Raw genomic sequence first — 14,941 nt, 5'->3', positions numbered from 1 at the left:
ATAGATTGAATGGAAGGGAGAGCCAAACATGAAAGCAGGAACATTAAGACAGGTTTTGCTTATTACCGACGGCTGTTCAAATCATGGTGAGGAGCCGGCTGCTATGGCTGCTTTAGCACGGGAGCAAGGCATAACCATCAATGTCATAGGTGTCATGGAAAATGATGTGATAGATGAAAAGGGACTTAAAGAAATTGAGAAGATTGCTGGTTCCGGGGGTGGTGTAAGCCAAATTGTCTATGCACAGCAGTTGTCACAAACCGTCCAAATGGTTACCCAAAAGGCAATGACTCAAACCATACAGGGAGTTATTAATCGTGAACTTCAACAAATATTAGGTGATTCAAGAACAATGGAAGATCTCCCTCCGGATAAACGGGGAGAAGTGATGGAGGTGGTTGATGAGCTTGGAGAAACTAGCAAGCTTGAAGTGTTAATTCTTGTCGATACAAGTGCGAGTATGAAACATAAGCTGCCAACTGTAAAAGAATCCTTATTAGATCTTTCCCTAAGTATGAATGCAAGAATGGGTGACAGCCGATTTTCCGTATTCGTATTTCCTGGGAAAAGAAATGATGTGGAAAAGTTGCTTGATTGGACCCCGAACCTTGAAGCTTTGACGGCAACTTTCCCTAAGCTTAGTACAGGTGGGCTCACTCCAACAGGGCCAGCAATTCGTGAAGCTCTATCTTATTTTAATAAAAAACGTTCATTGAGGGGATTGTTATCACATGATGATGAACAATACTTTGAGGAATCAATGTAAACTCCTGCCTGGCAGCTTAATCACTGGAAAGTGGAATAAAAACCGGTACAAAATTATCAAGGAATTGGGGTGTGGCGCTAACGGGATTGTCTATTTGGTGGAAAGTGAAAATCGTCATTATGCGCTTAAGCTCAGTGATAATGGGACGTCTATTATTTCAGAGATGAATATCCTAAAATCCTTTTCCAAGGTCCAGGGGTCTACCCTTGGGCCTTCCTTTTTGGAAGCGGACGACTTTATGGAAACAGGAAAGCAGCTACCTTTTTATGTTATGGAATATATCCATGGACACGATTTTTTGCGTTTTATTGAAAAAAAAGGATCATCGTGGATTGGTGTCTTAATGCTTCAGTTATTAACTAGTTTGTCAGCTTTGCATACAAATGGCTGGGTATTCGGTGATTTAAAACCTGAGAATTTAATAGTGACCTCTCCAGCCTACAAAGTCCGATGTGTAGATGTAGGTGGGACAACCTTGATTGGTAGATCTGTTAAAGAGTTCACCGAGTTCTTCGACAGAGGTTATTGGGGACTTGGGTCAAGAAAGGCTGATCCACAATATGATTTGTTCGCGGTAGCGATGATAATCATCAATTCTGCCTATCCTGCACGTTTTCACAAGAAAGGGGAGGGGTATAGGCAGCTTATCGACTTGATTAAGCAGAAAAAGGAATTACACCCATATAGAAAGATGCTAGATAAAGCACTACTCGGGAAGTATGATTCAGCATTACAAATGCGGGAGGACCTAGTTACTATGCTAAGTAATCAAAATCATTTAAAGAAAAAGCCCTCGAGTCAAGCTGCGACAAGGCAAGCTACAACGAGACAAGCAAGAAGGTCTCAGAGTCATTCTAAAAAAATGAGGGGAGGTTTTTTTGAAACTTTTTTGCTGGTTGCCATAATATCGATACTCTATGTTCTTTACATATATGAACAGTTGTTATGATATAGTTAAATACGTTACCAACATGGAATATTTGAAACCATTTCATGTTTGAATCGTATAAAATAATACCTGTCCATAAAGAAGGAAGATTGTATGTTAAAGGAAAAAGTTCTTAAGACTATTTATAGAAACGAATTAATTCAGGAAAAGTCGAAGTTGCTCGTAGGTGTTTCTGGGGGTCCTGACTCATTGGTTCTTCTCCATTTTCTAAAGCAAGTTCAACCTCTTTTTCATTACGAGTTAACTGTAGCGAGTGTTGACCATATGTTCCGTGGCGAGGAATCCTACGAAGATTATAAGTATGTCGAACAAATATGTGAACAGTGGGGCATCGTTTTTGAAGGTAGAAGGATCGACGTACCAGCCTATATAGAACAGACAGGAGAAAGCTCCCAATTAACTTCAAGAAAGTTACGTTTTGCTTTCTATGAAGAAATGATGGCTAAACACCAAACCTCCACTCTTGTTTTAGGGCATCATGGAGATGATCAAATTGAAACGGTGCTCATGCGTTTAACAAGAGGGGCGACAGGTAAGGCCAGAGCGGGTATTCCTCTAAAGAGACCTTTTCATACCGGTTATCTTATAAGGCCCTTTCTTGAACTTACCAAAGACGAAATAATTGAATATGCGGGTATTCATAAACTTGAGCCAAGGTATGACCCGAGCAACGAAAAAGATGACTATGTAAGAAACCGTTTTAGACATGAAGTTCTTCCGTTTTTAAAGAAAGAAAATAGAAAGGTTCACGAACATTTTCAACGCTTTAGTGAAGAACTTTATGAAGATGAAGAGTTTTTTCTGAACCTTGTCTCAAGCAAAATGCCTGAGGTTTGGGCTCAACAGGAAAAAGATTATGCAGTAATTCAGATTGATAGGGTTCTGGCGATGCCTAAACCTTTACAAAGAAGAGCGATTCAACTAATATTAAACTATCTTTATTTGGAGAGACCTTCATCGCTTTCAGCATTACATATTGACCAACTTTTAGCTTTGTTTTTAAATCCTCAACCATCTGCAGAATTGCATCTTCCGGAGGGCCTTATTGCGGAAAAATCATATAAAACTTGTACCTTTAGATTTTTTCGGCAAGAAAGCCTAAAATATTCCCTTAAATTACAAATTCCCGGTGAGACTATTCTTCCGAATGGATATAAGATTAAAGCGCACTATATAAAAGAAGAAATTCCCGTTCTTAGAGGAAACTATTCTTTTATTCTTCCCGAATCTGCGGTCCAGTTTCCGCTTACAGTCCGAACTAGGAATGAAGGCGAACGGATGGCAGTTAAGGGATTGGGTGGAAGTAAAAAGTTGAAGGAGATTTTTATTAATGAAAAAATCCCGTTGCTAGAAAGAAATGTATGGCCGGTTATCATCGATCAGGCAGGAACAGTTATTTGGCTTCCTGGCTTGAAAAAATCGAATGTTGAACCGGATATAATTTCTGATGAAACATCTTTAATCTACTTAGAATATAAAAAAGTTTAATTCTTCATAGGGGGCAATTAATTACAATGACCATGCAAAATGACATTGAAAAAGTTTTAATAACTGAGGAAGAACTTCAAAAAAAAATCAGGGAACTTGGAGCACAGCTTGAAGCTGATTACCAAGGTAAGTTTCCGTTGGCTATCGGTGTGCTAAAAGGCGCCATGCCATTTATGTCAGATTTACTAAAACGTGTGGATACACACCTTGAAATGGACTTCATGGATGTTTCAAGCTACGGCAACTCCACTGTATCTTCTGGTGAAGTGAAAATCATTAAAGATCTTGATACATCAGTAGAAGGCCGTGATATTTTAATTATTGAAGACATTATCGACAGCGGTTTGACCCTGAGCTACCTTGCTGAACTTTTCCGTTATAGAAAAGCAAAATCAATTAAAATTGTTACCTTATTAGATAAGCCAACAGGCAGGAAAGCAGATATTACTCCGGACTATTTTGGATTTATCGTACCAGACGCATTTGTTGTCGGATACGGTCTTGATTTTGCAGAAAAATATCGTAATCTCCCGTATATTGGCATATTAAAGCCTGAAATTTACTCGAATTAATAGTACCTGTTTGTAAGAGAAGACCAGATAAAAACAGCGGTGTTAAATTATTGTAATTCATTAATTTTTTATGATAGTATTTACTATAGTTTGTTTACCCGTGGGAGGAGGTAAGGGATGAATCGGATCTTCCGTAATACCATATTTTATTTACTGATCTTTTTGGTCATCATTGGGATTGTAAGCATCTTTAATAATAACAATGAACCAACACAGAAAATGACCCAAGATGAATTCTATAAGCATTTGGAGAGTGGGGACGTTACATCACTAACGATGCAGCCCGAAAGCAGTGTGTTTGAAATCACAGGGAAGCTCAAAGGTTATGAGGAAAACAAATACTTTGTGACGTACGTGCCATTCAGTGAATATTCGCAGAGTCGAATTAATGATGCCGTAACTAAGTTAGGTAAAGACATCATCACTGTTGTACCTCCAGAAAAGACAAGTGGCTGGGTGACATTTTTCACTTCCATTATTCCATTTGTAATCATTTTTATCCTCTTCTTCTTTTTACTTAACCAAGCTCAAGGTGGCGGCGGTGGTCGCGTCATGAACTTCGGGAAAAGTAAGGCGAAATTGTATAATGATGATAAGAAAAAAGTACGCTTCAATGATGTTGCTGGAGCGGACGAAGAAAAGCAGGAACTTGTAGAGGTCGTTGAATTTTTAAAAGATCCTCGCAAATATGCCGAGCTCGGTGCCCGTATTCCAAAAGGAGTACTTTTAGTGGGACCTCCTGGTACAGGTAAAACTTTACTTGCCCGGGCAGTAGCTGGTGAAGCCGGTACTCCTTTCTTCTCAATCAGTGGTTCTGATTTCGTTGAAATGTTTGTAGGGGTCGGTGCATCACGTGTTCGTGATTTGTTTGAAAATGCTAAGAAAAATGCACCATGTATCATCTTTATTGATGAAATTGATGCAGTAGGACGTCAACGTGGCGCTGGTCTTGGTGGCGGACACGATGAACGTGAACAAACACTAAACCAATTACTTGTAGAAATGGACGGTTTCGGTGGAAATGAAGGTATCATTATTATCGCCGCGACAAACCGAGCTGATGTATTAGATCCGGCACTATTGCGCCCTGGACGTTTTGACCGTCAAATTACGGTTGGCCGCCCGGATGTTAAAGGCCGTGAAGAAGTACTGAAGGTCCATGCACGTAACAAGCCTTTAGCAGAGACTGTTGATTTAAAAGCAATAGCTCAGCGTACACCAGGATTTTCTGGTGCCGATCTTGAAAACTTACTAAATGAAGCAGCTCTTGTAGCAGCCCGTCAAGATAAGAAGAAGATCGACATGTCCGATTTGGATGAAGCCTCGGATCGCGTTATTGCCGGACCTGCTAAGAAAAACCGTGTTATTTCTAAAAAAGAACGGAATATTGTAGCATGGCATGAAGCAGGCCATACTATTATCGGATTGGTTCTTGATGATGCCGAAGTGGTTCATAAAGTTACGATTGTCCCTCGTGGTCAAGCTGGTGGATATGCAGTAATGCTTCCTAAAGAAGATCGTTTCTTCATGACGGAGCCTGAACTAAAAGATAAGATTGTTGGTCTTTTAGGTGGCCGGGTTTCCGAAGAAGTTACATTCGGTGAAGTGAGTACCGGAGCTCATAATGACTTCCAACGTGCAACAGGCATAGCTCGTAGCATGGTTATGGAATATGGTATGAGTAAGCTTGGACCTCTTCAATTCGGTAATTCACAAGGTCAGGTCTTCTTAGGCCGCGATTTCAATAATGATCAAAATTATTCAGATGCAATAGCATATGAAATTGATCTTGAAATTCAACGTATCATTAGAGAAGCATACGAAAGATGTAAGAAAATTCTTACTGAAAATCGTGAAAAACTTGATTTGGTTGCCAAAACCTTGCTTGAAGTAGAAACACTTGATGCTGAACAAATCAAAGGTTTATTCCATAACGGTAAATTGCCAGAACGGGATTATACCGCTCTGAATGGGAATTTAACTACTGATGAGAATGTCAAGGTAAACATCAATACGAAGAAGGAAGAAAAAGAAGCTCTTTTAGATCCATTGGATAAGAGAGGACCTGAGGACCTTGAAGTAACGGAGGAAGGATTGAATACTCCTCCAATCAAAGAAGGAACACCTCAAGATCAGCCGCTTTCCTTCCCGAACGAAGATGACAATAAAAAGTCTTAAGTTGACTAATTCAAAAGGGTATTTCCGCCTCGGAAATACCCTTTTCTTAACCCTTAAATAAATATGTGGGGCTAAGAAAAATAGAGTTGGATTTTTTTACCTATCGAAAAGTTTGACTAATAGCGTGGGAAATAACAGTGTGGTATGATGTGGGAGAATAATTTACCGGAGTGATGATAACGATGATTTTTGTATTGGATGTTGGGAATACGAATACTGTATTGGGCGTATACGATGAAGATATTTTAAAATATCATTGGCGAATTGAGACGAGCCGTAATAAGACAGAAGATGAGTATGGAATGGTCATAAAGTCTTTGCTACAACATGAAGGTCTTTCGTTTGATCAATTCGATGGCATCATCATTTCTTCAGTTGTACCACCAATTATGTTTGCACTTGAACGCATGTGTAAAAAATACTTTGGTATAAAACCGCTTATAGTGGGACCTGGAATAAAAACTGGATTGAATATTAAATACGAAAATCCCCGTGAGGTGGGAGCGGACCGAATTGTTAATGCTGTTGCAGGCATTCAGGAATATGGAAGCCCTCTCATTATCGTGGATTTTGGCACGGCAACGACATATTGCTATATAAATGAGGATAAACAATACATGGGTGGAGCCATTGCCCCGGGTATTAACATTTCTACAGAAGCACTTTATTCAAAAGCAGCCAAGCTTCCAAGAATAGAAATTAATCGTCCTGATGGGATTATTGGGAAAAATACAGTATCCGCTATGCAGGCAGGCATTTTGTATGGGTATGTCGGTCAGGTAGAAGGAATCGTAAACCGAATTAAAGCACAAAGTAATCTAGAGCCAACGGTAATAGCTACTGGCGGACTAGCGACCTTAATTGCTAATGAGTCTACTGTGATTGACGTTGTTGAACCATTTTTGACCTTAAAAGGATTGCAGCTGATTTATAAACGTAATCGTGAGCAAGTGAAGAAATAAAGAAGGAATCACAGCATGGAAGGAGCACAACAAATGAAGGATTATCTAATAAAGGCGTTAGGCTATGAAGGACAGGTTCGGGCATATGCTGTTTCAACAACGGATACCGTAGGAGAAGCTCAGCGACGCCATTATACATGGCCTACTGCTTCCGCAGCCCTTGGGCGTGCAATGACGGCAGGAGTGATGATGGGCGGCATGTTAAAAGGTGAAGAAAAGCTGACGATTAAAATCGAAGGCGGAGGTCCAATTGGATCAATTCTTGTCGACAGTAACGCAAAGGGCGAAGTTCGGGGATATGTGACAAATCCTCAAACCCACTTTGACCTGAATAAACAAGGAAAATTAGATGTCAGTAGAGCGGTTGGTACTGATGGATTGTTGACCATTGTGAAAGATATTGGTCTACGTGATCACTTTTCAGGACAAGTACCGCTTGTATCGGGAGAATTAGGAGAAGACTTCACTTATTATTTTGTAACTTCCGAACAGGTGCCTTCTTCAGTGGGGGTTGGGGTTCTGGTGAATCCGGATAATTCGATACTTGCAGCAGGTGGATTTATCATTCAACTAATGCCTGGTACATCCGATGATACGATTTCTAAAATCGAGAGTCGACTAAGCACGATAACCCCTGTCTCTAAAATGATTCAAAATGGCCTGACTCCAGAGGAAATCCTAACGGAGATTTTAGGTGAGGGTAATGTGAAAATCTTAGAAAAAATGGATGTCGAGTTCTCCTGTCAATGTTCAAGGGAGAGAATTGCCAATGCATTGATTAGTCTTGGACAAAATGAGATTCGGGATATTATTGAGACAGAGGGACATGCAGAGGCACAATGCCATTTTTGTAATGAGACCTACCAGTTCTCGAAAGAAGACCTTGAGGAATTAGAAGCAGAAACCAAAAAATAATTGACGGGGGAAAAGGGTTTTGCCTAAACAAAAGCTTCGGGCAATTATTGCCGGCCTTGCCTTGTTGAACCTATTGACTATCGTTATCTTTGTCATAAAACCATTAATCATCTCAAAATCCGTTATTGGAGAAGAAACGGTTGCAAAGATTGGATCTACAGATATTTCCCGGGAAGCATGGATTAATGAACTCGAAAAGAGATACGGGGAAGATGTTCTTGAGGAAATGGTTGATAAAGAGGTAGTGAAACAAGCTGCAGAAAAATACAAAGTGAAAACTTCGGATGAAGAGGTTGATCGGGAACTTAAAATGATGAAAACGATGTATGGAACCGCCGGTCAGACTCTTAATAAAAGTACAGATCAATTGAGGCAGGAGATTCAATCGAGCCTCCTGCTTGAGAAGCTGCTTACCAAGGACGTTTCGGTTTCCGAAACGGCGATGCAGAAATATTATGATAACAATAAGGATATATACCGAATCCCTACTACGTATCATATTTCTCATATTACCTCGTCTACAAAAAAGCAAGCAGATCAAATCATTAATGAGTTGGAGAAAGGCGTTTCGTTTGCTGTTTTAGCAATGGAAAAGTCCCTTGATGAATTTACTGCCAATCAAGGGGGCGACTTGGGATATATATCGCAAGATAACGAGCAAGTTTCTAAGGAATATATTACAGCTGCAGAGAAATTAAAGGTAAATAAGTGGAGTGGTCCTGTAGAAACAGATGAAGGGTGGGCTGTTCTCTATTTGCATGAAAAAATAGAGGGCAATCAATATACGTATGATGAAGTTAAAGACCAAATTCACCGCCAAATAGCTCTTGAACAGATTCAGTCACCGGTTTCCGGAAAGATTTTTTGGGACGAATTAGATGTAGAATGGTTTTATGGATTGAAAGAACAGAAATAGGTCAATAGTTGCGAAAGAAAATTTAGAATATAGTAGATAATCATTGACAATGAACTATTAAAACTGGTAACTTTAAATTAATAAAACCAATAAACATACTCGGCATTTGGATGATAAGGAGTGGAGAACATGGCACGTATAGCTAATTCTGTAATAGATTTAATTGGACAAACACCTATTGTAAAATTAAACAAGCTTCAAAATGAAAACAGTGCAGATATTTATTTGAAACTTGAGTATTTTAACCCGGGCAGTAGTGTAAAAGACCGAATCGCTCTTGCGATGATTGAAGCGGCAGAAAAAAGCGGAGACCTTAAACAAGGTGATACGATCATTGAACCTACAAGCGGAAACACTGGAATAGGGCTTGCAATGGTAGCTGCAGCAAAAGGATATAAATCTATCCTTGTTATGCCAGAAACAATGAGCTTGGAACGTCGTAACCTGCTTCGTGCTTATGGAGCAGAGTTAGTTCTTACACCTGGACCAGAAGGAATGAAAGGCGCAATTGCTAAGGCAACGGAGCTATCTAAAGAAAAAGGATACTTTATTCCACAGCAATTCGAAAACAAAGCAAATCCTGAAGTGCACCGTAACACTACTGGTCCTGAAATTGTAGAAGCTTTTGGTGACGATGGTCTGGATGCATTTATTGCAGGAATCGGTACTGGCGGAACAATTACAGGTGCGGGAGAAGTGCTGCGTGAAAAATACCCTGACATTAAAATCTACGCTGTTGAGCCTGCAGATTCTCCTGTATTATCTGGCGGGAAACCGGGGCCACATAAAATTCAAGGAATCGGCGCAGGCTTCATCCCAAGTATTTTAAATACTGATCTTTACGATGAAATCATACAAGTCGATACAGAGGAATCGTTTGATTACGCACGTCGTGCAGCCAAAGAGGAAGGGATCCTTGGTGGAATTTCTTCTGGTGGTGCCATCGCTGCGGCTATTAAAGTAGCTGATAAACTTGGAAAAGGCAAAAAGGTCCTTGCTATCATACCAAGTAATGGTGAACGTTACTTAAGTACACCGTTATATAACTTTGAGTAAGATTAACCATTAAACGAGAAGCAAAGTTCCTATAGGGGCTTTGCTTTCTTTTTTGTAGTAAAGACCAACAGATTTTTTCTATTTTCTAAGGTGCTTGCACTTTACCTATGTAAATAGGTAAACTCGTATATATAGATTTTTTTGATGAAGGAGAACGCTGGATGTCATTATCTGATACTTTAAAGATTACATGTGGTTCATTTGAATTGGATTACAGCAAGAAGACCTTAATTATGGGGATTTTAAATGTTACGCCAGATTCCTTTTCGGATGGCGGGAAATATAATCGGGTAGATGCTGCTTTGAAGCATGCTGAACAGATGGTTAAGGACGGAGCTGATGTTTTGGACATTGGCGGAGAGTCCACCCGTCCTAATTATGAGCGGATTTCGGATGAGGAAGAGATAGAGAGAGTAGCCCCTATCATTGAGGCTATCTCCCGTAATATTCAAGTTCCAATCTCAATCGATACATATAAGTCTCGGGTTGCAGAGGAAGCAGTGAAAGCAGGAGCGCATATATTAAATGATATCTGGGGGGCAAAGGCCGATACCATGATGGCAAGTGTTGCAGCAAAGTATCAGGTGCCGATTATTTTAATGCATAACCGGGAAAAAATGGATTATCGTCATTTTGTCCGGGATGTCCTTCAAGATTTGTTTGAAAGCATCACGATTGTAAAGAAAGCGGGAGTTCAGGATGAAAACATCATTCTTGACCCCGGCATAGGGTTTGCGAAAGACTTAAAGTTAAATTTGGAAATGATGAGGAATCTTGATAAGCTGGTATCATTAGGTTATCCTATGCTTCTTGCGACATCAAGAAAGTCCATGATTGGACATGTTCTCGATTTGCCGCCTAGTGAGCGAGTGGAAGGTACGGCTGCCACAATCTGTAATGGAATTCAACAAGGCTGTCAAATGGTACGTGTGCATGACGTTAAGGAAATGGCACGCACTGCTAAGATGATGGATGCTCTTTTAGGAAAAGGTGATTTCAATGGATAAAATTTTTGTGAATAAAATGGAGTTTTATGGTTATCACGGTGTGTTTCCGGAAGAAACGAAGCTTGGGCAGCGGTTTAAAGTGGATTTGACTGTAGAGGCCGATTTAGCCAAGGCGGGGAAGAGTGATGAACTAGAGGACTCAATAAATTATGGAGAGTTATATGAAGTTTGTAAAGGCGTTGTTGAAGGGAAGCCGTTTAAGTTAGTGGAAGCCGTTGCCGAAGAGATTGCCTCAGAATTACTTAATAAGTTTTCTTCAATTGAGAAGTGCACCGTGAAAGTCTATAAACCAGATCCACCTATAGCAGGGCACTATGAATCGGTTGCTGTAGAAATTGTAAGAGGGCGCTGACGGTGGTAAATATTTCGTACCTTTCAATTGGATCGAATCTAGGAGATCGCCTAGTCACCATCCAAAGCGCTTTCCAATTATTAGCTGAAAATTCACGCATCGAGTTGGTTGCCTGCTCGTCTTTATACGAAACAGACCCAGTCGGATACGCTGATCAGGATTGTTTTTTAAACGCTGTTTTTAAAGTGAAAACGGATTTAAAACCAGAGGAGTTACTGCGAACTTGTATGCAGATTGAACAAGAATTAGGAAGAAAAAGGGAAGTTAGGTGGGGGCCCCGTACTTTAGACCTTGACATTTTGTTATATAATCATGAAAATATTGAGACAGAGATTCTTTCAGTCCCACATCCTCGGATGCAAGAAAGAGCATTTGTGCTCGTGCCTTTAATGGAAGTGGACCCTGATATTAAACTTCCGCAAATGTATATACCTTTGAGCGGCCTGCTTGAACAGATTCCGGATAAAGAAGGAGTTCGATTATGGAAGGCGAAAAATGGGGAAGGCGTATTCGCGCTTTTCGAAAATTAAAGGGATTTACCCAAGAAGGGTTTGCAAAAGAAATTGGCGTTTCTGTTTCCTTACTAGGAGAAGTCGAAAGAGGGAACCGCAATCCTTCAGAGTCGTTTTTAATAGAAGTGGCGGGTGTGCTCCGTGTTTCCATTGAGGAGCTTAGACCGCCTGAGGATAAATGAAAGAATGTTATAGGAGGCCACACCGTGTTAAAAATAGGCGATATTGAAATGAAGAATCCAGTAGTGCTTGCGCCGATGGCTGGAGTATGTAACTCAGCATTCCGTTTGACGGTCAAAGAATTTGGTGCTGGATTAGTCTGCGCGGAGATGGTCAGTGATAAGGGAATCGTTCTTCAAAATGCAAGAACGATGAATATGCTTTATATAGATGAAAGAGAGAAGCCGCTAAGCTTGCAAATCTTTGGTGGTGAAAAGAAATCATTGGTAGAAGCTGCACAGTTTGTAGATAAAAATACAAATGCCGACATCATTGATATAAATATGGGTTGCCCTGTTCCGAAGATCACCAAATGTGATGCTGGTGCAAAATGGTTACTAGACCCGAATAAAATTTATGAGATGGTTTCAGCGGTTGTTGATGCTGTTGAAAAGCCAGTTACTGTTAAAATGCGTATGGGCTGGGACGAGGAACATATCTTTGCTATTCAAAATGCTCAAGCTGTGGAACGTGCAGGTGGTAAAGCAGTTTCTCTCCATGGTAGAACTCGAGTTCAAATGTATGAAGGAAAAGCTAACTGGGATATCATTCGTGAAGTGAAAAAATCCATTAATATTCCCCTTATCGGGAACGGTGATGTGGAAACACCTCAGGAAGCGGAGAGAATGTTAAAAGAGACTGGTGTCGATGGAGTCATGATTGGCCGTGCAGCTCTAGGTAATCCTTGGATGATTTACCGTACTGTTAAATATTTAGAAACAGGACAACTGATGGATGAGCCTACAGTTCGTGAAAAAATGGATGTTTGCGTTCTTCACATGGATCGACTAATTGCATTGAAAAATGAAAATGTTGCTGTCCGTGAAATGCGCAAGCATGCTTCTTGGTACCTAAAGGGTGTTAAAGGGAATGCTAATGCTCGTAAAGGCATTAATGATTGTGAGACAAGAGAAGATGTTGTAAGCCTTCTTTATGGACTTGTTGATGATATTGAAGCGAAGCAACAGAATATTCAAATGGTCTGATGTTTGACATTACCTTCCTGTTTTCCTATAATACGCTTATCTAAAACTGCCAGTAATCCTGGCAGTTTTTATATGTACATAAACAAGATTTTAAGATAAAAAGCTGTTGAATTCCTTTACTTTATGTAAGAATAAATACGTATGCAAAAGAAATCCTCAATAATTATATAAGTTTTTTATTAATAGAGATGGAGATGATTTTCGTGAGTCATGAAGAATTAAATGACCAACTGCAGGTAAGACGCGATAAAATGCAGGCCATGATTGATAATGGACAAGACCCTTTTGGGAGCAGGTTCGAACGTACCCATAACGCTCAAGAGATTGTGAGTGCATATGGTGAACTAGAGAAAGAAGAACTAGAGGAAAAAGAGATCGAGGTTACGATTGCAGGTCGTGTAATGACTAAACGTGGGAAAGGGAAAGCAGGATTTGCTCATATTCAGGATATCAGCGGTCAAATCCAAATCTACGTTCGTTTAGATAAAATTGGTGAAGATTCATACAAGTTATTCAACCAAACAGATCTTGGTGATATCGTAGGGATCACTGGTGTTATCTTTAAAACAAAAGTTGGAGAACTTTCTATTAAAGCTAATGACTTTGTGTTCCTTGCCAAAGCGCTTCGCCCGCTACCTGATAAATTTCATGGTCTAAAGGATGTCGAAGAACGTTATCGGAAACGTTATGTGGATTTAATTACAAATGAGGAAAGCAAAAACACCTTAATCATGCGCAGTCGAATTGTTCAGGCTATGAGACGTTATTTAGACGATCATGGATATCTGGAAGTGGAAACGCCGCTATTACACTCTGTTGCAGGTGGAGCTGCTGCGCGCCCTTTCCTTACTCATCATAATGCGCTTGATATGCCATTGAACTTGAGGATTGCTATTGAACTTCATCTAAAACGCCTGATTGTCGGTGGGTTAGAGAAAGTTTATGAAATCGGCCGTGTATTCAGAAATGAAGGTGTATCTACAAGACATAATCCAGAATTCACTCTAATTGAATTATATGAGGCCTATGCGGATTATAAGGATATTATGAGTCTGACAGAAAACCTGGTTGCTCATATTGCTCAAGAGGTTCTGGGTACAACAACCATTCAATATGGGGAATATGAGATAGAATTAAAACCAGAATGGAAACGACTTCACATGGTTGACGCTGTAAAAGAATACACAGGTGTAGACTTCTGGACTCACATGAGTAAGGAAGAGGCACAACAGCTTGCTAAAGACAATGGCATTGAAGTGAAGGAATCCATGGAGTTTGGACATATTGTAAATGAATTCTTTGAACAGAGGGTAGAAGACAAATTAATTCAACCTACGTTCATTTATGGACATCCGGTAGAAATTTCTCCATTAGCTAAGAAAAATCCGGAAGATTCCCGTTTTACTGATCGTTTTGAACTATTCATTGTGGGTAGAGAGCATGCAAATGCTTTCACGGAACTTAATGATCCTATTGATCAACGTCAACGCTTTGAAGCTCAATTAAAAGAGCGTGAGCAAGGTAATGATGAAGCTCATGAAATGGATGAGGATTTCTTGGAAGCCTTAGAATACGGCATGCCACCAACTGGTGGATTGGGAATTGGTGTTGACCGACTAGTTATGCTGTTAACCAATTCACCTTCAATCCGTGACGTCCTGTTATTCCCGTTAATGAGACATCGCTAATAATATATGAAGAGTAAAAAAGGAAACCGAGTTGGGCCTGAGAATCCATAGAGCATAGCTCTTGGTCCTCGGGCAGTCCAGTTCGGTTTTTGTTTTTTAATAATAATTTAACAGCTATTTATTGATTGAATTCTAAGGCATGAAAGAAAAACAATATTATCTCAAAAAAACTTTATAAAAGGTATTGCGCAGTTAACGTAATGATGTTATATTTATATCTGTTGTTACGAACGAGTTTCAAACGGATTACAAACTTTTAAAAAAATTTTTAAAAAGTTGTTGACTCCAAGTAATGAAATGTGTTATTATAAATAAGCTGTTCCGAAAGACATTGCTCTTTGAAAACTGAACAAAACAAAGCGCCAACGTTAAATT

General features: G+C 39.8%; 15 protein-coding genes. All 15 read left to right on the top strand.

Annotated elements, in window-relative coordinates; all coding sequences use genetic code 11:
- Positions 1 to 28 precede the first annotated feature (28 nt).
- On the top strand, positions 29 to 766 hold the full coding sequence (locus AKG34_RS25595) for a VWA domain-containing protein (RefSeq protein ID WP_053348980.1): 738 nt from the start codon (positions 29 to 31) through the stop codon (positions 764 to 766).
- Positions 732 to 1,715, top strand: a complete 984-nt coding sequence (locus AKG34_RS25590; RefSeq protein ID WP_376108462.1) for a serine/threonine protein kinase PrkT — start codon at positions 732 to 734, stop codon at positions 1,713 to 1,715. Before AKG34_RS25595 ends, AKG34_RS25590 begins: the two co-directional genes overlap by 35 nt.
- A gap of 93 nt (positions 1,716 to 1,808) precedes the next feature.
- The gene (gene tilS / locus AKG34_RS25585) at positions 1,809 to 3,203 is read left to right on the top strand and encodes a tRNA lysidine(34) synthetase TilS (RefSeq protein WP_053348979.1); all 1,395 of its coding nucleotides are present in this window, start codon (positions 1,809 to 1,811) and stop codon (positions 3,201 to 3,203) included.
- Positions 3,204 to 3,235: 32 nt separating this feature from the next.
- Positions 3,236 to 3,775, top strand: coding sequence for a hypoxanthine phosphoribosyltransferase (hpt, locus tag AKG34_RS25580; protein ID WP_053349019.1), 540 nt, complete (start codon positions 3,236 to 3,238; stop codon positions 3,773 to 3,775).
- 117 nt (positions 3,776 to 3,892) lie between these two features.
- The gene (gene ftsH, locus AKG34_RS25575) at positions 3,893 to 5,953 is read left to right on the top strand and encodes an ATP-dependent zinc metalloprotease FtsH (protein WP_083450978.1); all 2,061 of its coding nucleotides are present in this window, start codon (positions 3,893 to 3,895) and stop codon (positions 5,951 to 5,953) included.
- A gap of 182 nt (positions 5,954 to 6,135) precedes the next feature.
- Positions 6,136 to 6,915, top strand: a complete 780-nt coding sequence (locus AKG34_RS25570) for a type III pantothenate kinase (protein WP_053348978.1) — start codon at positions 6,136 to 6,138, stop codon at positions 6,913 to 6,915.
- A 33-nt stretch (positions 6,916 to 6,948) separates the two neighbouring features.
- The gene (gene hslO / locus AKG34_RS25565; RefSeq protein ID WP_053349018.1) at positions 6,949 to 7,830 is read left to right on the top strand and encodes an Hsp33 family molecular chaperone HslO; all 882 of its coding nucleotides are present in this window, start codon (positions 6,949 to 6,951) and stop codon (positions 7,828 to 7,830) included.
- 19 nt (positions 7,831 to 7,849) lie between these two features.
- Positions 7,850 to 8,746 (top strand): peptidyl-prolyl cis-trans isomerase, encoded by an 897-nt coding sequence (locus AKG34_RS25560; protein WP_053348977.1) that lies wholly within the window; start codon positions 7,850 to 7,852, stop codon positions 8,744 to 8,746.
- A gap of 129 nt (positions 8,747 to 8,875) precedes the next feature.
- Positions 8,876 to 9,802 (top strand): cysteine synthase A, encoded by a 927-nt coding sequence (gene cysK / locus AKG34_RS25555; protein ID WP_053348976.1) that lies wholly within the window; start codon positions 8,876 to 8,878, stop codon positions 9,800 to 9,802.
- 161 nt (positions 9,803 to 9,963) lie between these two features.
- Complete coding sequence (gene folP / locus AKG34_RS25550) at positions 9,964 to 10,809, top strand: dihydropteroate synthase (protein WP_053348975.1); 846 nt, start codon at positions 9,964 to 9,966, stop codon at positions 10,807 to 10,809.
- Positions 10,802 to 11,161 (top strand): dihydroneopterin aldolase, encoded by a 360-nt coding sequence (gene folB, locus AKG34_RS25545; RefSeq protein ID WP_053348974.1) that lies wholly within the window; start codon positions 10,802 to 10,804, stop codon positions 11,159 to 11,161. Before folP ends, folB begins: the two co-directional genes overlap by 8 nt.
- Before the next feature lie 2 nt (positions 11,162 to 11,163).
- Complete coding sequence (folK, locus tag AKG34_RS25540) at positions 11,164 to 11,691, top strand: 2-amino-4-hydroxy-6-hydroxymethyldihydropteridine diphosphokinase (protein ID WP_053348973.1); 528 nt, start codon at positions 11,164 to 11,166, stop codon at positions 11,689 to 11,691.
- Positions 11,643 to 11,855, top strand: a complete 213-nt coding sequence (locus tag AKG34_RS25535; protein WP_053348972.1) for a helix-turn-helix domain-containing protein — start codon at positions 11,643 to 11,645, stop codon at positions 11,853 to 11,855. Before folK ends, AKG34_RS25535 begins: the two co-directional genes overlap by 49 nt.
- 24 nt (positions 11,856 to 11,879) lie before the next feature.
- The gene (gene dusB / locus AKG34_RS25530; protein ID WP_053348971.1) at positions 11,880 to 12,878 is read left to right on the top strand and encodes a tRNA dihydrouridine synthase DusB; all 999 of its coding nucleotides are present in this window, start codon (positions 11,880 to 11,882) and stop codon (positions 12,876 to 12,878) included.
- 188 nt (positions 12,879 to 13,066) lie between these two features.
- Positions 13,067 to 14,566: a lysine--tRNA ligase gene (lysS, locus tag AKG34_RS25525; RefSeq protein WP_289710036.1), complete on the top strand. Its 1,500-nt coding sequence runs from the start codon at positions 13,067 to 13,069 to the stop codon at positions 14,564 to 14,566.
- Positions 14,567 to 14,941 lie beyond the last annotated feature (375 nt).

The sequence above is a fragment of the Peribacillus butanolivorans genome, assembly GCF_001273755.1.
Classification (GTDB): Bacteria; Bacillota; Bacilli; order Bacillales; family DSM-1321; genus Peribacillus; species Peribacillus butanolivorans.
This window is presented reverse-complemented; position numbering and strand designations above follow the sequence as displayed.